Raw genomic sequence first — 18,866 nt, 5'->3', positions numbered from 1 at the left:
CTCCTGGGCAGGCGGTTCGGAAAGGGGGAAATCCGCTTCACAGCGGGTCCAGGGTCAATAGCAGACGGCGCGGCTGTTGCGGGGTCGGCGTGGGCGAACGGTGGACGATGCCCCGTTCCTCGTTGCCTTCCCAGCGGCAGCCCTTGAGCAGGCCGATGGCATAGGCCGGCACGGCCCGCGCCATCCCAGGATCGAGGACCAAGCCGGAAACCTCGTCCGGCTGGCCGCAAGCGCCCCGGCCCAACCGGGTCCGGTCGACGGTGGCGTCCGGCAGCCATTCGGTGCCCAGCCCGCCATAAGTGCAAATCAAGCGCACCGGCACATTGTCCACATGGAAACGCGGGCACATGGCTTTCTCCAAGGTTCGGAGCCGCAGGCCCAGCCCTTCCGGCCCGAACAGGTCGCGGAACAATTCCACCAGATACTCGACATCGGCCAACCACGCCTCGGCACCGGGTAGGGCGTGGACTTCGTCCGGTAATAGGGACGCGACCGGCGGGCGTTCCATCCCGATCCGCAATTCGCGCTCGAACACCCAAGGGCCGGACAATAGCCGCGCCACGAAGCCTTGCATCCAAGGTGTGACCGGGCGGCGCAGCACGCACAGGTTGACTTCGGGCCGATAGATCAAGGCCAAGTCGGCGGGCTGGGTGGTTTCGATGGCATGGGGCCATGCCATGGGAGCGGACAAGGGGGCGGCGCTGGCCATGGGAATCTCCTGCGGGGGAATCAATGGGTGGCGATCAAGGGTTCGGGGACCACCACCGACTGCATGAAACCCACGCCCAGGGCGAAAGCTGGCACTTGCCCCCAGCCGGTATCGGCAGCGGGCTCATGCAGGGCGGGGATGAAATCGGAAGCGGCGATGTAGATGAACCCGCCCGCCGCCATCGGCAGCAGCAGGGTCAACGAAGCCTCGGCGTAATGGCCGAGCAACAGGGTGGCGGCGATACCGGCCAGCACGGTCAGGGAGCAATAGAAGTTGTAGCGGATGGCCTCGGCGGGCCGGTAGCCGCCATGGATCAAAGCGCCCACGTCGCCGATTTCCTGGGGAATCTCGTGGGCGACGATGGCGAGGGTGGTGGTGGTGCCGATCCAGGGATCGGCCCAGAAACTCCCCGCGATGAGGATGCCGTCGATGAAGTTATGCACGGCGTCGCCGATCAGGTTCATGCGGGCCATGGGTTGCACACTGGCGGACCCCGGACCCTGGGCGGGCGCGTGGTCGTGCCGCCAGCGCACCCATTTTTCCAGCACGAAAAACAGGAACAAGCCACCCAGCACCGCGAGGCAGACCCCGCCCACGTCGCCATGACGGGCCACGGCGTCGGGAATCAGGTGGATGAAGGCATCGCCCAGCAATATCCCCACCGCCAGCGCCACCAGGTTGGGCACCCAGCGCCGCAAGCGTTCGGGCGGCAGCCACAGCACGAAAGCGCCGGACAACGCGACCAGGCTGACCACGAGACCGGCGGCCAGGGCGTAGAGGCTGGTGGCTAACCAAGGCTCCATGGCGGCTCAGTCCCCGCCCCCGGTCCAAGCCGGGAAATCATCCGGGTAGCCGCGCCATGCCACCGGCCCGGCGGCGAGTTCGGCATCGGTCAACAAGCAAGCGTCCAATTCGGCGCGGAGCCGGGCTTCGTCCAGGTTTTGGCCGATGAACACCAATTCCTGGCGGCGGTCGCCGTAGGGTTCGGCCCATTCGGCGCGGATGGCGGCGAGGGTCTCGGGATCGTCCGGCCAATCCTCCGGCGGCACCGAGGCCCACCAACGGCCCGCCAGGGCGTGGCGCATGACACCACCGGCCTGGGACCACCCCCCCGCGTGGTCGGGGCGGGACGCCAACCAAAAGAAGCCCTTGGAACGCAAGAGCGTGCCATTGTCCCAGCCGCCCTCGTGCAAAAAGGCATGGAAGCGCCGCGGGTGGAAGGGCCGCCGCGCCCGGTAGGCGAAGCTGGCGATGCCGTATTCCTGGGTTTCCGGGACGTGTTCGCCGCGCAGTTCCTTGAGCCAGCCGGGGGCTTGCTCGGCCTGGGCGAAGTCGAAACGCCCCGTGTCCAGCACCCGTTCCAAAGGCACCCGGCCCATCACCACGGGCAGGATATCGGCGTCGGGATTGAGTTGGCGGAGGATGGCGGTGAGGTTGCGGAGTTCTTCGCCGCTGACCAGATCGGCCTTGCCGATGAGGATGACATTGGCGAACTCGACTTGATCGACCAGCAGGTCGGCGAGGTTGCGCTCATCCTCCTCGCCCAACCCCTGGCCGGTCTCCCGCAGGTCTTGGGCTTCCAGATAGTTGGACAGGAAGTTCACCGCGTCCACCACCGTCACCAGGGTATCCAGCCGGGCGATATCCGACAGGCTCAAGCCATCCTCGTCGCGGAAGGTGAAGGTCTCGGCGATGGGCAGGGGTTCGGCGATGCCGGTGGATTCGATCACCAGATAATCGAAGCGGCCCTCCCGCGCCAAACGGCCCACCTCCACCAGCAAGTCTTCCCGCAAGGTGCAGCAAATACAGCCATTGCTCATCTCCACCAGCTTTTCTTCGGCCCGGTTCAGTTGGACCTCGTTGCGGACCAGGGCGGCGTCGATATTGACCTCGCTCATGTCGTTGACGATCACCGCGACCTTGAGACCGGCGCGATTGGCCAGGATGTGGTTGAGCAGGGTGGTCTTGCCGGCTCCGAGAAAGCCCGATAGCACCGTGACCGGCAGTTTCTCCCCCGCCGCCTGGGATTTCAGCATTGCATCCATCGGTTGCTCCTGTTCTTCAATAGGCGATCCGCACGCCCAGTTCCGCGCCGCGCCCCGGTTCGGGCGCGAAATTGCGGAGGTAGGAAGTCGAGTTGCGGATATTGTCATCCAGCAGGTTGTTGCCTTGGGCGAACACCCGCAGCTTGGCCCCCTCGAACGCCTGGACCTCGTACTGCACCGCCAGATTCAACAACACATAGCCATTGGTCTCGGTGTCGTTGGCTCCCGGATGGTCCTGCTTCTCGCCACGGGTCAGGCGCAGGTTGGACGACCAATGGTCGTCGTAGGCGTAATCGACCTGGAAGCCATAGCGCAGCGGCGGCATCCTCGGCACATCGCCGCCCGCGACGAATTCGCCGCGGGTGAAATCGCTGAACAAGGTCAAATCGACCATGCCGTAAGCATTCTCCATCAGCGGGAAAATGGCCTTGGCCTCGTAGCCCTTGAAAGTGGCGTCGGCTTGGCTGCTCTGCACCACCGGGGCGCAGGCACCGGGCGAAGAGCAACTGGCCTGGAAAACCCCCAAATCGTCGTTGAACACACCGCCGGTCTGTTGCTGATAGATGTAATCGTTCACCCAGTTCTGGAACAGGTCCAGTTCGGCGCTCATCCACGACGCCTTGAAGCGGTAGCCCAAATCGAGGTTGTAGGAGGTTTCCAACTTGAGGTTGGGGTCGCCGCTCTCATAGCTGTGAGTGGCGTCGTGGAAGCCATGGGAGAACAACTCCTGCACTTGGGGGGCGCGTTGGGAGCGGGTCACGGCGAAGCTGACCGCGTGGGCTTCGTCGATCTTCCATTGCCCGGACCCTGATGCGCTGATCGGCGCGTAATCCCGGCCCGGCCCGCCCTGCGGCGACACCGAGGCCGATTCGCCCCGCAAACCCAATTCATAGCGGCCCGGCCCATGCTCGAAAGACTCGACCGCGAAGGCCCCGTAGTTCTGGATTTGGGAATTCGGCACCAAGGGCACCGGGTCTTCCATCGATATCGCGCCGAAATCGCTGGACACCGCCTGGAACCCCAGCACACCCTTGACCGGCCCGATGGGCGCATGGGCCAGTTCCAACCGCCCCTCGTAAGTCTGGTTGTTGAACAGGGTGGCGGCCTCGCCCCCGCTCAGTTCGGTGTGGGTGTAGTCGACATGGGCGAAGCGCAGGCGCAGCGCCTCGATGGCGGCCAGCGGGTGCTTGAGTTCGCTTTTGAAGTCGTAGCGGGTCTGCTTCATATTGATGCGGGTATCGGGACCGCCCGCGCCATCCGGCGGGATGCCGTAGTTGTTGCCCAGATAGTTGATCGACGCCCCGGCATAACCCTGCTCCCCCACCAGCGAAAACCCCACCGTGCCGCCCTTGGCCCTGGCGCTGGTGTTGGGGATGACGCCGTCGGAATTTTGGATATCCACGCCCTGCAAGGCGGCGTCGCTCTGGCGGGCGGCGTTCTCGGCGATGGCCGGGCCGCCGATATGCAGATTGCCGCCGTCGCGGTAGAAGCCGTCGAGATGGAAGGCGAACGCATCCTGCCCGCCTTCCAACTTGAGATTGCTGATGCTTTGGTCGGATACCGAGTTATAGCGTTGCTCGAACACGCCGGAAACCGGCTGTTCCGCCCGCCGTTCCGGGACGCGGTTATCGAGGATGTTGACGACGCCGCCGATGGCCCCGCTGCCATAGAGCAGGGTCGCGGGCCCGCGCAAGACCTCGATCCGGTCGGCCAGCACCGGCTCGATGCTGTTGGCGTGGTCGGGACTGAGTTGGGCCACGTCGCCATTGCCGAGGCTGTTACTCATCACCCGGACCCTGGGACCGCTCTGGCCCCGGATCACCGGGGTGCCGACGCCGGGACCGAACGACTGGCTGGTGACGCCGGCTTCGTTCTTGAGGGTTTCGCCGATGGTGGCGCCCACTTTCAAGTCGAGTTCGTCGCCCGTCAGCACGGTGGCGGGACGGGCGACCTCGGACAGTTTTTGCTCCAAGGGAGCGCTGACGACCACTTCTTCCAAGGGTTGGGCGGCTTCCTCGGCCTGGGCCAGGGGAACCAAGGCGCAAAGGGTGAATGGGGCAAGGGCGCGGTGCATGATGGGGGTCTTCCGTAGGCGGCTGGGGTATTGTGATAACATCACATAAATTCCAGCTTACGGAAGAATCCGGGATACCGCAAGCCCGCTGTCATACGGTGTCTATGCACCAGCCCCCAGGTGGATATACGCCGGTCCCCGTCCCACCCACGGAGACGGCACGCCAAGCCCTTGAATTTCCGGCCCCGCTTTGCTCCGTGCCGCTGGCGCGGGCTTTGCTTTGTGTCACGGGCCATGTTTTTTGACGGACAGACGCTGCCGTCGTCCCGGCTTAACCCCTCCCCCCCACATCCCTCGTTAGGCCGGGCTTTTTCCTTTCCCCTCCACGGCGGCACCGCCCCGCCCCGCTATGCGATAATCCGCAGCCTTCAAAATCCACAAGATACGGGTATAGCCATGTGCAAAGGTACGCTGTTCGTGGTGTCCGCGCCTTCCGGGGCGGGCAAAACCAGCTTGGTGAAGGCGCTGCGCAAGGGGATGGACGGCTTCACCGTTTCGGTATCGCACACCACACGGGCACCGCGGCCGGGCGAGAAGGACGGGCGGGATTATCGCTTCGTGGACCGGGCCGAATTCGAGCGCATGATCGCGGCGGGCGAATTCCTGGAACATGCCCGCGTGTTCGACAACCATTACGGCACGGCCCGCGCCACGGTGGAAGCGGCCTTGGAGCAAGGCGGGGATGTATTGCTGGAAATCGATTGGCAAGGTGCCCGGCAGGTGCGGACCCTGCTGCCGGACAGCGTCTCGGTCTTCATCCTGCCGCCGTCGCTCGCGGCCCTGGAACAGCGCCTCACCGGGCGCGGCCAGGACGATCCCGGAACCATCGCCCGCCGGATGGGCGACGCGATTTCCGAAATGTCGCACTATGGGGAATACGATTATCTGGTGGTGAACGACGATTTCGCCGTGGCCTTGCGGGAATTACGCGCCATCGTCATCGCCCACCGGATGCGGAGGGCGCGGCAAGCCGAGCGGCACCGGGATTTGATCGCCGGATTGCTGAAGGCTTCATAGCTCCCGCTCCTCGCGCAACCACGGCTCCACCGTCACGGGCCGATACGCCGCCAAGGCTTCGAGCAAGGCCGAAGGTTCGGCCCGGTCCAACAACAAGCCCCGGTCATCGGCGCGGAGGAAATCCTCCGCCACCGCCTGATCGCACAACGCCAGCAAGGGCCGGTAATAATCCGCCACGTTCAACAGGCCGACGGGCTTGCGGTGGAACCCGAGTTGCGCCCAGGTGAGGATTTCGAACAATTCCTCGAAGGTGCCGAAGCCGCCGGGCAAGGCGATGAAACCCTCGGCCAATTCCGCCATCCGCGCCTTGCGGGCGTGCATGGAATCCACCACTTCCAGCCGGGTCAGGCCGGCATGTTCCACCGCCCGGCCCGCGACCTCGCGCCCGACCAGGGACCGGGGAATCACCCCGATCACGCCGCCGCCCGCCGCGAGGCAAGCATCCGCCACCACGCCCATCAGGCCGATATTGCCGCCGCCATAGACCAGTTCCACGCCGCGCCCGGCCAGTAGGCGGCCCAGTTGTCCGGCTATTTCCTGGTATTCGGGTCGCGCCCCCGACCGGGAGCCGCAGAAAACGCAAATTCTTCGCATGACATCACTCCCGCCGGTTATAAGGACCGCCATTCCCGGCCTTCTTGGCGACCATATAGCACATAATGCAATAGGGGATGGATATAAGCCGCCGCGACATCGGGATAGTGCTGGAGATACCATTCTCCGTCGAACCCAGCCAATAACTCATCATCGACTTGATCGCCCAATTCCCGCTTGAGGATCAAGGCGGACGGCGAGGTTTGACCACAAGGTATTCCAGGGTCGATCCCGGCAGCGGCGATGGCCTGCCGGACTTTTTCGGCATACCGGGTTTCTATGCCGCGCAATAGATCGCCGAGTTGGAATTGCTCCACGAATTTCCGCATGGCTTCGCCCACCAAGGCACCATAACGCCCGGCCAGCGTGGTGTCCTCGATACTGTTCCAGTCATGGGAGACGAAAAACAGCAGGTCGCGTTGGGATTCCGCCGTCCCGCGCCGGATGCCGCCGATATTGGCGGCCCCTCTGGCACGTCCCCGTTTAATCAGGAACTCCTCCAGGGATTTCACCACATAATGGTTCACCTGGACGATGGCCCTATCCGGCTGATAAATATAATGGGGCGCGGCCTCCCCAGAATTTCCATGGGCGGGAACCTGCCGGGTGAATACGGTATTTTCCACCCGGAGTTCGGGCAGATGCGGGTCTTTCCAGTCCGCAATCACCTGGGTTTTGGCGAGGGTTTTTATAAACGGGTTGGCGATACCCCTGGTGAAACGCTGGATCACCGGCTCCGGTCCACGTTGGAAGCGATGGCTGGACCCCATGAGGAACCAATTGATATAGATCACCGAACACCACTCATGCTCCCTCAAGAAATCGACTAGCCGCGCATGGCGCTTGAAACACAGGAATTCGTCGGCGTCCAACACGCATATCCAGTGGAACGAGCGGACATAATCGGAGCGCATGGCCGATTGATAAGCGAATGCCTGGGGCGATTGGTCCTCGGGGATATGGTCGGTGGTGGACACATGCCGGATCAAGCCCAAGGCGGCGAGCCGGTCGAGCAGGAAGTCGCCGTGGTCGTCGTTGTCATTGGAAAAGATCAAGATGTCATCGAAGCCGATGAGTTTGTGGTAGAGGATCCATTCCAGCAGCCACGGCCCCTCATTGCGCACCGCCGCGACCAAGATCGCGCCGCTTGTGTTCATGGCCCGGTGTCCGGGGGTCCGTAGCCACCGCCGCCCGGCGTTTCAATCACGAATACATCGCCCGCCGCCATCGCCACCTCGGCCCGGAAATCCAGGGCTTCGACCGTGCCATCCTGGCGCACCACGCGATTACGTCCGGTCGCGCCCGCCGCCCCGCCTTCGAGCCCGAACGGCGCGTGATAGCGGCGTCCCGACAAGATGGCGGCGGTCATGGGTTCCAGAAACCGGATGCGGCGCACCACGCCATCGCCGCCGCGCCAAGCGCCCGCGCCGCCGCTGCCCCGGCGGATGGCGAAGCTTTCCAGCCGCACCGGGAAGCGCCATTCCAGCACTTCGGGGTCGGTGATGCGGGAATTGGTCATATGGGTCTGCACGGCGTCCGCGCCGTCGAAACCCCGGCCCGCGCCCGCCCCGCCGCAAATGGTCTCGTAATACTGGTGGCGGGCATTGCCGAAGGTGAAATTATTCATGCCGCCCTGCGAGGCCGCCAGCACGCCCAAAGCCCCGTACAGCGCGTCGCAAATCTGCTGGGAGGTCTCGACATTGCCTGCGGCCACGGCGGCGGGCGGGCGCGGATTCAGCAAGGAACCCGCCGGAATGATGATCTCCAAGGGACGCAAACAACCGGCGTTGAGCGGGATTTCCTCGCGGACCAGGGTGCGGAACACATACAACACGGCGGCTTGGCACACGGCGGCGGGCGCGTTGAGATTGTCGGGTTGCTGGGGCGAGGTGCCGGTGAAATCGATCCGCGCCGCCCGCCGTTCCCGGTCGATAGCGACCGCCACCCGGATCATCGCCCCCGAATCCATCTCGACCGCGAATTCCCCATCGGCCAGCCGCTCGATGACCCGCCGCACCGCCGCTTCGGCGTAATCCTGCACATGGCCCATATAGGCCCGCACCGTGGGCAATGAGTAGCGTTCGATCAAACGCCGCAAGCCCTCGGCCCCCTTGGCGTTGGCGGCGATCTGGGCGCGGAGGTCGGCGAGGTTTTGTGCCGGGTTGCGGGCGGGATAAAGGCCGGCGGCCAGCCAGGCCCGCACGGTGTCTTCCCGCATTTGCCCGGCCTCGACCAGCCTAAGACCCGGGCTCGACGCGCCTTCCTGGTCGATGCTCCGGGAAAAGGGCGGCATGGAACCCGGCGTGATACCGCCCACATCGGCGTGATGGCCGCGCGAGGCCAGATAGAACAGGATGGACCGGCCCGCGGCGTCGAACAGCGGCGTGACGACGGTGATATCCGGCAGATGGGTGCCGCCGTGGTAGGGGGAATTGATGAGCCAGGCATCGCCGGGGCGGAGTTCCGGGCCGTGGTTTTCGATCAAGGCCCGCACGCTGCCGCCCATGGAACCGAGATGCACCGGGATATGCGGTGCGTTCGCCACCAAATCGCCCGCGCCATCGAACAGGGCGCAGGAAAAATCCAGCCGCTCCTTGATGTTCACCGAATGGGCGGTGTTTTGCAGGGCGTAGCCCATTTCCTCGGCGATGGACATGAACTGGCGATTGAAGATTTCCAGCCGAGCCGGATCGACCCCGGCGTCCCCGGTGGATTCTTGCGCCAAGGCCACGGCGCGGGTCAGGATCAAATCGCCGCGCGAGGTGATTTCCCCGCACCAGCCCGGTTCGATGACCGTGGTGGCGGTCGGCTCGATCAACAGGACCGGGCCGATCAGCCGGGTGCCCGCCGCTAAATGCTCGCGCCGGAACACTGGCGTATCGTGGTGGCGGTCGCCAGAATACATGGGCACGCGGGCGATAGGCACGGGCGGCAAACCCGCGGCGGGCAAGGCGACCCCGCTATCCGGGCGCGGGTTCAGGCCGACCAATTCCACCACGGCGGTTTCGACCAGCAAGCGCTTGTCCGGGTAGACGAAGCCGAAACGCTGCCGGTGCAGCGCCTCGAAGTCCTGTTTCAGCCCGGCCAGTTCGCCGAAAGCCACGGGGAACGTGGTCTCCGTGCCTTCGTAGCGCAACATCAGCCGGGGCCGGGCCTGGATTCGCTCCGGCGCGACGGCCTGTTCCGCCAACTCCCGCCGCCCGGCGCTTTCGAGTTCGGCGAGCAGGGCCGCCAAGCGCGCCATCAAAGCTTGGTCCAACACCGCCACCACCGCCCGTTCCTGCAACACCCGGTAATCGGCCAAACCCATGCCATAGGCCGACAACACCCCGGCCAGGGGGTGCAGCAAAATCCGGGAAATTCCCAAACGATCCGCCACCCGGCAAGCGTGCTGCCCGCCCGCCGCGCCGAAACAGCACAGGGCGTAATCGGCCAGATCGTAGCCGCGCTGCACCGAAATCCGCTTGATGGCGGCGGCCATATGGGTGGCGGCGACCTCGATGAAACCTTCGGCCACCGCTTCCGGCGTCACCGCCCGGCCCGTCGCGGCCCGTACCGCTTCCGCCAATCCGGCGAAACCGCGCTCCACGCTGGCGGTATCCAAGGGCAGATTCCCCTCTGGGCCGAATACCTGGGGGAAGAATTCGGGGCGGAGTTTGCCCAGCCGCACATTGGCATCGGTCACGCACAACGGTCCGCCGCGCCGGTAGCAAGCCGGGCCGGGATTGGCCCCGGCGGATTCCGGTCCTACCCGGAAACTCAGCCCGTCGTAAGCCAGGATGGAACCGCCGCCCGCCGCCACCGTATGGATATGCAGGATAGGCACGCGCAACCGCGCCCCGGCCAGTTCGGTTTCCAGGGCGCGTTCCAATTCACCGGCATAATGGGCCACATCGGTGGAAGTGCCGCCCATGTCGAAGGTGACGATCTTGCCGAAACCCGCCGCCTCCGCCGTCGCCACCGCCCCGACGATGCCGCCCGCCGGACCCGACAAAACGCTGTCCTTGCCCTGGAAACGCCCGGCCTCGACCAAGCCGCCGTTCGACTGCATGAACAACAAGCGGGGCGCGGATTCGCCACCGGCCAAACCCTCGCCCACCCGTTCGACATAGCGGCGCAATACCGGCGACAAATAGGCATCGGCCACCGTGGTATCGCCACGCCCGACCAGCCGCAATCCGGGACTCACTTGGTGCGACAGCGAAACCTGGGTGAACCCGATGCGGCGGGCCAGGGCTTCGAGCGCCCGTTCGTGATCGGGCGCCCGCCAAGCGTGCATCAGCACCACGGCCAGGGCGCGGTAGCCCGCGTCGTAGGCGGCACGCAAATCCCGCTCGGCGGCGTCCAGATTCAGCGGCGCGAGTTCGCGGCCTTCGGCATCGTGGCGGCCCTCGATTTCCAGCACCCGCGCATACAAGGGCGCGGGGCGGCGGATTTCCAGGGCGAAGATATCGGGCCGGTTCTGATAACCGATCCGCAACGCATCGGCGAAGCCTTGGGTGATGGCGAGCAGCGTGGGTTCGCCCTTGCGCTCCAACAGGGCATTGGTGCCGACCGTGGTGCCCATTTTGACGGCTTCGATCCCCGCCAAGGGCGCGTCGGCGGCCAGCCCCAGAATATCGCGGATGCCTTGCAAGGCGGCATCGGCATAGCGCTCGGGATGGTCGGACAGCAGCTTATGCGTCAGCAAAGCGCCATCGGGACGGCGGGCCACGATGTCGGTGAAGGTGCCGCCACGGTCAATCCAGAATTGCCAAGTCGTCATAGGATTGGAAGGGGGAGGAAACGGCGGGAAATCCCGGCGGCGGGCGAAATAGTTGACTCTTTTGCTAGGATATGTAACCCTACAATTTACATGCTATCCGTGTGAATTCCAGGGAGCCACACCGTGCGCTTAACCACCAAAGGCCGCTATGCGGTCACCGCCTTGCTTGATCTTGCCTATCATAGCGAAAAAAGGCCGGTGACATTGACCGACATCGCCAAGCGACAGCATATCTCGCTGTCCTATCTGGAACAGTTGTTCGCCCGTCTACGCCGGGCCGGTATGGTGGAAGGCGTCCGGGGTCCGGGTGGCGGCTACCAACTGAGCCGCGACGCCGGCCAGATCAGCATCGCCGATATCATCGCCGCCGTGGACGAGACCATCGATTCCACCCGCTGCGGCGGCAAGGGCAACTGCCAGAACAGCCAGCCCTGCCTGACCCACGATCTGTGGATGGGCCTCAGCGACCAAATCCGCCAGTATTTGGATTCCATCAGCCTGCAAGACGTCCTGCAACGCAAGAACGTCCGCCAGGTCGCCGAACGCCAGGACAAGCAAGCCACCACCTTCGGCCTGGACATACCGCTGCAACGCGACCTCATGATGTGATCCCTCAAGACCATGGTCTATCTGGACCACAACGCCACCACCCCGCTGGACGGGCGGGTGTGGGAGGCGATGCGGCCTTATCTCCAGGCTTTCTACGGCAATCCATCCGGCTTGTATAAGCTCGGCCGCCTGAGCCGCAGCGCCATCGACACCGCCCGCCAACAAGTCGCGGCCCTGGTCGGGGCCGATCCTGCCGAAGTCATCTTCACCAGCGGCGGCACCGAGGCCAACAACCTCGCGTTGAAAGGCTTGGCCCAGGCGCTGCCGCCCGGCCTCGCCGTGGCCGGTGCCACCGAACATCCCTCCGTCAGCGAACCCTTGCGCTTCCTGGAACAACTGGGCTGGCGGGTGGTAACCCTGCCAGTGGACCGCGCTGGACAGCCCGAGACCGATCATCTCGATACGCTGCCCCGCGATGGCTTCCGCTTCGCCACCCTGATGCTCGCCAACAACGAAACCGGCGTGATCCACAATATCGGCCCGCTGGCGGAGTGGGTGGCCGGACGCGGCGGCTTCCTGCATTGCGACGCGGTGCAGGCGGCGGGCAAGATTGCGCTGGACTTCAAGCGCGGCGGGGCGCATTCGCTCGCGCTGTCGGCACACAAGATTTATGGTCCCAAGGGCGTCGGTGCCTTGGTGGTGGACCGCTCGGTGCCGCTCGAACCCCTGCTGCACGGCGGCGGACAAGAGCGCGGCCAACGCGGCGGCACCGAAAACGTGGCGGCAATCGTCGGCTTCGGCCAGGCGGCGGAACTGGCGCTCACCGAACTGGAAGCGCGTAGCGCCCGGCTGCTGCAACTGCGCCAGCGTTTGGAAGCGGGCTTGCGGGAACTGCCCGGAATCAACATTTTTGCCGAGCGGGCCGAGCGCCTGCCCAATACCGTGCAATTCGCCATCGCAGGGTTCGACGGCGAAACCCTGGTGATGAACCTGGACCGCCAGGGCATCGCGGTCTCCAGCGGTTCGGCCTGCGCCAGCGGCGGCGGCGAGCCCAGCCCGGTCTTGACCGCCATGGGCGTTCCGGCGGATTTGGCCAAGGGGGCTATCCGGGCCAGCCTGGGCCAGGACAACACCGAAGCCGATATCGAGCGCTTCCTGGCCGCTTTGCGAACCCTGACCAGCACCCTACGCGGCTGAAACCTCGTGATAAACTGACGGAACCCCGTCTAAAGCACACAGCCCGACTCATTCCATCCCCACCCAGAGGATTCCCCACCATGTCCATCATACTCACCGAACCCGCCGCGACCCAGGTCTCCAAGCAATTGGCGAAACGCGGCACCGGGCTAGGGCTACGGCTGGGCGTGAAGCCCGCAGGCTGCACCGGCTTCGCCTATGTGGTCGATTACGCCGACGCCATCGAGGCCGACGATACGGTGTTCGAGCAGCACGGGGCCAAGGTCGTGGTCAAACAAGGCGACCTTGCCTACCTGGACGGCGTCGAAATCGATTTCCGCCGCGAAGGCATCAGCGAAGCCTTCAAATTCCACAACCCCAATATCAAGGCCACCTGCGGCTGTGGCGAAAGTTTCGCGGTCTGACGCGGCTTTTCTTACTTCCCGCACATAATTCCAGTAAAATCCGCGACTTTTACCCGCAACCCAAGAACCCAGGAGATTCCATGGCGGTCGAACGCACCATTTCCATCATCAAGCCCGACGCTGTTGCCAAGAACGTGATCGGCGCGATCTACAGCCGCTTCGAGCAGGCCGGCCTCCAGATCGTGGCGGCCAAGATGCTGCACCTCAGCCGCGAACAGGCCGAGGGCTTCTACGCCGTCCACCGCGAGCGCGGCTTCTTCAACGACCTAGTGGGCTTCATGATCTCCGGCCCGGTGATGGTCCAAGTCCTCGAAGGCGAGGACGCCATCCTCAAAAACCGCGAAATCATGGGTGCCACCAACCCCAAGGACGCCGCCCCCGGCACGATCCGCGCCGACTTCGCCGTCAGCATCGACGAGAACGCGGTGCACGGCTCCGACAGCCCGGAAACGGCGGCGCAGGAAATCGCTTACTTCTTCCAACCGAATGAACTCTGTCCCCGCACCCGTTGATTCCGGCGAAATCCCCGGAACCACCAACCTGCTCGGTCTCGACCGGAAGGCCATGGAGGCCTTCTGCGCCGGGATCGGCGAAAAGCCGTTCCGCGCTTCGCAGTTGCTGCAATGGATCCATCAGCGCGGCGTCGACGACTTCGCCTTGATGACCAATCTCAGCAAAGTATTCCGCGCCAAGCTGGCCGACACTTGCGAAATCCGCGCCCCCGAGATCGTCCTGGCACAGAAATCCGCCGACGGCACCTGCAAATGGGTGTTGCAAACCGACTCCCAAAACCGGGTCGAAACCGTGTTCATCCCGGAGGAAGGCCGCGGCACCTTGTGCGTGTCCTCGCAAGTCGGCTGCGCCCTGGAGTGCTCGTTCTGCTCCACGGCCAAGCAAGGCTTCAACCGGAATTTGAGCGTGGCCGAAATCATCGGCCAAGTGTGGACCGCCCAGCGCGAATTGGGCGAAGGCCGCATCACCAACGTGGTGCTGATGGGCATGGGCGAACCCTTGCTCAACTTCAACAACGTGGTGTCCGCCATCTCGTTGATGCTGGACGATTTCACCTATGGGCTATCGAAGCGGCGGGTGACGCTCAGCACCTCCGGCGTGGTGCCCGCGCTGGACCGGCTGGCCGAAGTCACCGATATCAGCCTCGCCGTATCCCTGCACGCGCCGCACGACGAACTGCGCGATGTGCTGGTGCCGATCAACCGCAAATATCCGATCCGGGAATTGCTGGCCGCCTGCAAGCGCTATATCGGCCAGGATGGCCGCCGCAAAGTGACTTTCGAATACGTCATGCTGGATGGCATCAACGACAGCCCGGCCCATGCCAAGGCGCTGGTGCGCCTGCTCAGCCATGTGCCCTCGAAGGTGAACCTGATCCCGTTCAATCCCTTCCCCGGCACCGACTACCGCTGTTCCACCCCGGAAAACCTCCGTAGGTTCAGCGAAATCCTGCAACAAGCCGGGCTGATCACCACCACCCGCAAGACCCGCGGCGACGATATCGACGCAGCCTGTGGCCAATTGGTGGGCAAGGTCAACGACCGCACCCGTAGGCAAATCCGCCTGCAACAGGCCGCCACCGCCGCGCCATGAACGTCCACCGCTCGACCGCCTGGGTTTTCGCAAGCTTGCTCGGAGCCTGTTCGTCGAGTCCAGAAACCATCCAAACCTTGCCGCAACCCGCGCCCGTCAAATACAGCCCGCAAGAGGCTTCCAAGATTTATGTCGAAAAAGGCGTGAAATACATGGAAGCGGGCAGCTACGAAATCGCCTTGCAGGATATGAAGCGGGCCATCGACTTGGACGACGACAACAGCGAGGCGTATAACTCCATCGGCGTACTCTACGAACGCATCGACGACTATCCCAACGCCGACGCCAGTTTCAAGAAGGCGCTGTCGCTCAAGCCCGATAATTACGGGGCTCGCAACAATTACGGGCGCTTCCTGTGCAACCACGGCAAGGCCCAGGACGCTTTCGAGCAATTCAACCAGATCATCGGCAACAAGCTGTACGACCAGCCCTGGGTGGTCCTGACCAATGCCGGCATCTGCGCCCGCAAAACGGGCAAGAAAACCGAGGCCGAAGGCTATTTGCGGCAGGCTTTGGACGCCGCACCCAATTTCCCGCCCAGCTTGCTGGAAATGGCGAAACTGAGCCGCGAGAACCGCCAGCTCATGTCGGCGCGGGCCTTCCTAGAACGCTATTTCGCCGCCGCCGGCCCCAATCCCGAAGCGCTCAAGCTCGGCATCGAAATCGAAACCGCGCTGGGCAACGAGGAAGCCGCCCAGGAATACGCCACCACGCTCAGGCAGCGCTTCCCCGGCGGCAAATAGCCCCGAGCATCCGCCGCCCCGTACCGCCGGGGCGAATCTTCATCAGGAGTATCAATGGCTGAAAACATCCAGGCGATCCGCGGGATGCACGATATCCTCCCGGACCAAACGCCGCGCTGGCACCATGTCGAGGCGGTGCTGCGCCGGGTCATGGCGGCCTATGGCTACCGCGAAATCCGTATGCCGCTGGTGGAAAAGACCGAGTTGTTCAAGCGTTCCATCGGCGAAGTCACCGATATCGTCGAGAAGGAAATGTACACCTTCGAGGACCGCAACGGCGATTCCCTGACCCTGCGCCCGGAAGGCACGGCGGGTTGCCTGCGGGCCTGTTTGGAACATGGTTTGATCCATAACCAAGCCCACCGGCTGTGGTACGCCGGGCCGATGTTCCGTCATGAGCGCCCGCAGAAAGGCCGCTACCGCCAATTCCATCAACTCGGCGTCGAGGCTTACGGGATGCCCGGCCCCGATATCGACGCGGAACTGATCCTGCTGTGCCGGAGGCTGTGGCGCGAACTCGGGTTAGGCCACAAGCTGGAATTGCAGCTCAATTCGTTGGGCACGGCGGAAGAGCGCCTGGCCTACCGCGCCAAGCTGGTCGAATACTTCCGGGCGCATTATGAACAGTTGGACGAGGACAGCCGGCGGCGGCTGGAAACCAATCCCCTGCGCATCCTCGACAGCAAGAATCCCGAGTTGCGGGAAGTCATCGAAGGTGCTCCGGTGCTGGCCGAGGAATTCGGCGAAGAATCCAAGGCCCATTTCCAAGGACTCTTGGAACGGCTGGATGAGGCCGGTGTCGCTTATGGGGTCAATCCCCGGTTGGTGCGCGGGCTGGATTATTACTGCCGCACCGTGTTCGAGTGGGTCACCCAGGAACTAGGCGCCCAAGGCACGGTCTGCGCCGGGGGCCGCTACGACGGGCTGATCGAGCAACTGGGCGGCAAAGGCTCGGCGGCGGTGGGTTTCGCCTTGGGCATGGAGCGGCTCATCGACCTGTTGGACGAGCCCGAGCGCTTCGAGGCGGCGGCCCAGCCACACGCCTATCTCATCAGCGTGGGTGGCTTGGCCGAACGCAAGGCCGTGGCCCTGGCCGAATCCCTGCGCGACGCCCTGCCGAGTTTGCGCCTACAAGAACATCGCGGCGGCGGCGGCTTCAAAAGCCAGTTCAAGCGAGCCGACAAGAGCGGTGCCCAGGTGGCTTTGATCCTCGGCGACGACGAGGCCCGTGACCTGACCATCGGCATCAAGCACCTGCGCACCGACGCCGGGCAAACCACGCTGGCCCAGGCGGAACTGGTGTCTTTCCTACAAACACTCATCTGACGGCGAAGGGACCGGAATGGAAGATTTATCCGAAGAAGAGCGCCTCGAAGCGCTACACCGCTGGTGGAAAACCAACAAGCAATCGGCGTTCCTCGGCGTCCTGCTGGGACTCGCCATGGTGGGCGCTTGGAACATGTGGCAAAACAACCGCCGCGGCACCGTCGAACAGGCCAGCAACCTCTACCAGCAATTGCTCAAAGCCTCGGAAGCCCGGCAAACCGACCCGGCCCTCAAGCTGAGCGAGCGCCTCATCGAGCAATATGGCTCGACCAGCTACGCCGAATACGCCCGTCTTTTCCTCGCCAAGGCCAAGGCCGACAAAGGCGATCTGGCCGGGGCCAAACAAGCCCTGGAACAGGCATTGGCCAAGAGCCATGACGACAACCTCAAAGCCCTGGCCCGGCTGCGGTTGGGCCGGGCCTTGCTGGCGGGCGGCGAAACCGACGTGGCCTTGAAGCTGATCGAGCCGGTCACCGAACAGCAAACCGGCAAGCTGGCCGGGCTGTACGAGGAACTCAAGGGCGATCTCTACGCCGCCGCCAAACGTCCGGCGGATGCCCGCCTCGCCTACGGGAAAGCCAAGGAACTCGGCGAAAACTCCCCCCTGTTGGAACTCAAACTCAACGACCTGCCCGGCACGGCGAACTGATGCGCCTGACCCTTCTTTTGCTGAGCTTGGGACTATTGTCGGGCTGCGCCGAATTCAGCGCGTTCAAGGATTTGGCCGAATCGGTGCAAGGCTTGATCTCGGGCACCGACAACGCCGACCCACCCAACGAATTGCAACCCCTGGAACCCAAGGTCAAGCTCACCGTGCTGTGGGACGCCACCGTCGGCGACGGCTACGACGAACAAGTGGTGAACCTGGTGCCCGCTGTGACCGAGGAGCGGGTCTACGCCGCCGACCGCAAGGGCGTGGTCGAAGCCCACAACCGCCTCAAGGGCGACAAGCTCTGGTCGGTGGAAACCGAATTCGCGTTTTCCTCGGGTCCGGTGGCGGCGGGCGACAAGCTTTTGTTCGGCACCAGCAACGGCGAATTGGTGGCCCTGAACGCGCTGGATGGCTCGCTGGCCTGGAAAACCACCTTGACCAGCGAAATCCTGGCCCTGCCCCGTGTCGAAAACCACACCATCGTGGTCCGCACCAGCGATGGCCGGGTCATCGGCCTGGACGAACCGAGCGGCGGCACCCGCTGGTCCTATGAACGCAGCATCCCGCCCTTGTCGGTGCGTTCCCTGGGTTCGCCGACCCTGGCGGGCGATCTGGTGCTGGACGGCTTCGGCGGCGGCAAACTGGCCGCGCTCGGGATCACCGACGGCAAACCGGCCTGGGAAGCCGTGGTCGCCCTCCCCCATGGCCGTTCCGAGGTCGAGCGCCTGGTCGAGTTGGACGCCGACGCCTATATCAAAGGCGGCACCGCCTATGTCACCGGCTATCAGGCGGGCGTGGCGGCGGTCGATCTGCACGGTGGCGATGTGGAGTGGCGGCAGGAACAGGTCTATTCCAGCCACGGCCTGGCCGGCGACCGCCGCGGCCTGTTCCTGACCGACGCCAATAGCGATGTCTGGGAACTGGATATCCACAGCGGCAACGACCTGTGGAAACAAACCGATTTGCACATGCGCCGCCTCACCGTCCCCGCCTTGGTCAAGGATTATCTGGTGCTGGGCGATTTCGAGGGCTACCTGCACGCCCTGTCCCAGGACGACGGCGGCTTGTTGGGTCGGGTGCGCCTGGACGACGACCAACCGATCCGCGCCGCGCCCGTCGTCTACGACGATATCATTTACGTATATACCGCCGGCGGTGTGCTCGCCGCCGTCGCGCTGGAGTAGCC

Annotated in this window: 17 protein-coding genes; 10 read left to right on the top strand and 7 right to left on the bottom strand. The window is 64.3% G+C overall.

Annotated features, from left to right (window positions below; genetic code table 11):
• Positions 1 to 37: 37 nt before the first annotated feature.
• The 4 genes from B9N93_RS01360 to B9N93_RS01345 are packed head-to-tail and all read right to left on the bottom strand — an operon-like array spanning position 38 to position 4,828.
• Positions 38 to 709 (bottom strand): DUF1826 domain-containing protein, encoded by a 672-nt coding sequence (locus B9N93_RS01360; protein ID WP_085210196.1) that lies wholly within the window; start codon positions 707 to 709, stop codon positions 38 to 40.
• A 20-nt stretch (positions 710 to 729) separates the two neighbouring features.
• Entirely contained in the window at positions 730 to 1,512 is a 783-nt protein-coding gene (locus B9N93_RS01355) for a ZIP family metal transporter (RefSeq protein WP_085210194.1), read from the bottom strand.
• 6 nt (positions 1,513 to 1,518) lie between these two features.
• On the bottom strand, positions 1,519 to 2,754 hold the full coding sequence (zigA, locus tag B9N93_RS01350; protein WP_303246059.1) for a zinc metallochaperone GTPase ZigA: 1,236 nt from the start codon (positions 2,752 to 2,754) through the stop codon (positions 1,519 to 1,521).
• A 16-nt stretch (positions 2,755 to 2,770) separates the two neighbouring features.
• Entirely contained in the window at positions 2,771 to 4,828 is a 2,058-nt protein-coding gene (locus B9N93_RS01345) for a TonB-dependent receptor (protein WP_085216132.1), read from the bottom strand.
• Between the two features lie 396 nt (positions 4,829 to 5,224).
• On the opposite strand from B9N93_RS01345, the gene gmk reads away from it, so the two are divergent.
• Positions 5,225 to 5,845, top strand: coding sequence for a guanylate kinase (gene gmk / locus B9N93_RS01340; RefSeq protein ID WP_085210190.1), 621 nt, complete (start codon positions 5,225 to 5,227; stop codon positions 5,843 to 5,845).
• Here gmk and B9N93_RS01335 read toward each other — a convergent pair.
• Genes B9N93_RS01335 through B9N93_RS01325 form a run of 3 tightly spaced genes read right to left on the bottom strand, consistent with a single transcriptional unit; the run spans position 5,840 to position 11,204 of the window.
• A complete protein-coding gene (locus B9N93_RS01335; protein ID WP_085210188.1) occupies positions 5,840 to 6,439 on the bottom strand; it encodes an LOG family protein in 600 nt (199 codons plus the stop codon). The two genes, gmk and B9N93_RS01335, sit on opposite strands and share 6 nt — an antisense overlap.
• 17 nt (positions 6,440 to 6,456) lie before the next feature.
• Positions 6,457 to 7,596, bottom strand: a complete 1,140-nt coding sequence (locus B9N93_RS01330; protein ID WP_085210186.1) for a glycosyltransferase family 2 protein — start codon at positions 7,594 to 7,596, stop codon at positions 6,457 to 6,459.
• Positions 7,593 to 11,204: a hydantoinase B/oxoprolinase family protein gene (locus tag B9N93_RS01325; RefSeq protein ID WP_085210184.1), complete on the bottom strand. Its 3,612-nt coding sequence runs from the start codon at positions 11,202 to 11,204 to the stop codon at positions 7,593 to 7,595. Before B9N93_RS01325 ends, B9N93_RS01330 begins: the two co-directional genes overlap by 4 nt.
• A gap of 123 nt (positions 11,205 to 11,327) precedes the next feature.
• Between B9N93_RS01325 and iscR the strand changes: the two genes are divergently transcribed.
• The 9 genes from iscR to bamB all read left to right on the top strand — a co-directional run bounded on the left by iscR (position 11,328) and on the right by bamB (position 18,864).
• A complete protein-coding gene (gene iscR / locus B9N93_RS01320) occupies positions 11,328 to 11,813 on the top strand; it encodes a Fe-S cluster assembly transcriptional regulator IscR (protein ID WP_085210182.1) in 486 nt (161 codons plus the stop codon).
• 12 nt (positions 11,814 to 11,825) lie between these two features.
• Positions 11,826 to 12,950 (top strand): cysteine desulfurase family protein, encoded by a 1,125-nt coding sequence (locus B9N93_RS01315; RefSeq protein ID WP_085210180.1) that lies wholly within the window; start codon positions 11,826 to 11,828, stop codon positions 12,948 to 12,950.
• A gap of 80 nt (positions 12,951 to 13,030) precedes the next feature.
• Positions 13,031 to 13,354, top strand: a complete 324-nt coding sequence (locus tag B9N93_RS01310; RefSeq protein WP_085210178.1) for a HesB/IscA family protein — start codon at positions 13,031 to 13,033, stop codon at positions 13,352 to 13,354.
• Positions 13,355 to 13,434: 80 nt separating this feature from the next.
• On the top strand, positions 13,435 to 13,866 hold the full coding sequence (gene ndk, locus B9N93_RS01305; RefSeq protein WP_085210176.1) for a nucleoside-diphosphate kinase: 432 nt from the start codon (positions 13,435 to 13,437) through the stop codon (positions 13,864 to 13,866).
• Positions 13,841 to 14,959 (top strand): dual-specificity RNA methyltransferase RlmN, encoded by a 1,119-nt coding sequence (rlmN, locus tag B9N93_RS01300; protein ID WP_085210174.1) that lies wholly within the window; start codon positions 13,841 to 13,843, stop codon positions 14,957 to 14,959. Before ndk ends, rlmN begins: the two co-directional genes overlap by 26 nt.
• Complete coding sequence (pilW, locus tag B9N93_RS01295) at positions 14,956 to 15,702, top strand: type IV pilus biogenesis/stability protein PilW (protein WP_085210172.1); 747 nt, start codon at positions 14,956 to 14,958, stop codon at positions 15,700 to 15,702. The genes rlmN and pilW overlap by 4 nt, the downstream gene beginning before the upstream one ends.
• A 54-nt stretch (positions 15,703 to 15,756) precedes the next feature.
• Positions 15,757 to 17,028, top strand: a complete 1,272-nt coding sequence (gene hisS, locus B9N93_RS01290; RefSeq protein WP_085210170.1) for a histidine--tRNA ligase — start codon at positions 15,757 to 15,759, stop codon at positions 17,026 to 17,028.
• Positions 17,029 to 17,044: 16 nt separating this feature from the next.
• Entirely contained in the window at positions 17,045 to 17,677 is a 633-nt protein-coding gene (locus tag B9N93_RS01285; RefSeq protein WP_085210167.1) for a YfgM family protein, read from the top strand.
• Positions 17,677 to 18,864: an outer membrane protein assembly factor BamB gene (gene bamB / locus B9N93_RS01280; RefSeq protein ID WP_254899316.1), complete on the top strand. Its 1,188-nt coding sequence runs from the start codon at positions 17,677 to 17,679 to the stop codon at positions 18,862 to 18,864. The genes B9N93_RS01285 and bamB overlap by 1 nt, the downstream gene beginning before the upstream one ends.
• Positions 18,865 to 18,866 lie beyond the last annotated feature (2 nt).

The sequence above is a fragment of the Methylomagnum ishizawai genome (genome assembly GCF_900155475.1).
Classification (GTDB): domain Bacteria; phylum Pseudomonadota; class Gammaproteobacteria; order Methylococcales; family Methylococcaceae; genus Methylomagnum; species Methylomagnum ishizawai_A.
This window is presented reverse-complemented; position numbering and strand designations above follow the sequence as displayed.

What these genes read in the sequence shown, in the direction of transcription:
- B9N93_RS01335 (WP_085210188.1), bottom strand. Translation starts at nt 6,439, where the DNA reads ATGCGAAGAATTTGCGTTTTCTGCGGCTCCCGGTCGGGGGCGCGACCC.
- ndk (WP_085210176.1), top strand. Translation starts at nt 13,435, where the DNA reads ATGGCGGTCGAACGCACCATTTCCATCATCAAGCCCGACGCTGTTGCC.
- pilW (WP_085210172.1), top strand. Translation starts at nt 14,956, where the DNA reads ATGAACGTCCACCGCTCGACCGCCTGGGTTTTCGCAAGCTTGCTCGGA.
- B9N93_RS01355 (WP_085210194.1), bottom strand. Translation starts at nt 1,512, where the DNA reads ATGGAGCCTTGGTTAGCCACCAGCCTCTACGCCCTGGCCGCCGGTCTC.
- B9N93_RS01345 (WP_085216132.1), bottom strand. Translation starts at nt 4,828, where the DNA reads ATGCACCGCGCCCTTGCCCCATTCACCCTTTGCGCCTTGGTTCCCCTG.
- B9N93_RS01310 (WP_085210178.1), top strand. Translation starts at nt 13,031, where the DNA reads ATGTCCATCATACTCACCGAACCCGCCGCGACCCAGGTCTCCAAGCAA.
- B9N93_RS01325 (WP_085210184.1), bottom strand. Translation starts at nt 11,204, where the DNA reads ATGACGACTTGGCAATTCTGGATTGACCGTGGCGGCACCTTCACCGAC.
- rlmN (WP_085210174.1), top strand. Translation starts at nt 13,841, where the DNA reads ATGAACTCTGTCCCCGCACCCGTTGATTCCGGCGAAATCCCCGGAACC.
- B9N93_RS01330 (WP_085210186.1), bottom strand. Translation starts at nt 7,596, where the DNA reads ATGAACACAAGCGGCGCGATCTTGGTCGCGGCGGTGCGCAATGAGGGG.
- B9N93_RS01360 (WP_085210196.1), bottom strand. Translation starts at nt 709, where the DNA reads ATGGCCAGCGCCGCCCCCTTGTCCGCTCCCATGGCATGGCCCCATGCC.
- B9N93_RS01315 (WP_085210180.1), top strand. Translation starts at nt 11,826, where the DNA reads ATGGTCTATCTGGACCACAACGCCACCACCCCGCTGGACGGGCGGGTG.
- gmk (WP_085210190.1), top strand. Translation starts at nt 5,225, where the DNA reads ATGTGCAAAGGTACGCTGTTCGTGGTGTCCGCGCCTTCCGGGGCGGGC.
- zigA (WP_303246059.1), bottom strand. Translation starts at nt 2,754, where the DNA reads ATGGATGCAATGCTGAAATCCCAGGCGGCGGGGGAGAAACTGCCGGTC.
- hisS (WP_085210170.1), top strand. Translation starts at nt 15,757, where the DNA reads ATGGCTGAAAACATCCAGGCGATCCGCGGGATGCACGATATCCTCCCG.
- bamB (WP_254899316.1), top strand. Translation starts at nt 17,677, where the DNA reads ATGCGCCTGACCCTTCTTTTGCTGAGCTTGGGACTATTGTCGGGCTGC.
- B9N93_RS01285 (WP_085210167.1), top strand. Translation starts at nt 17,045, where the DNA reads ATGGAAGATTTATCCGAAGAAGAGCGCCTCGAAGCGCTACACCGCTGG.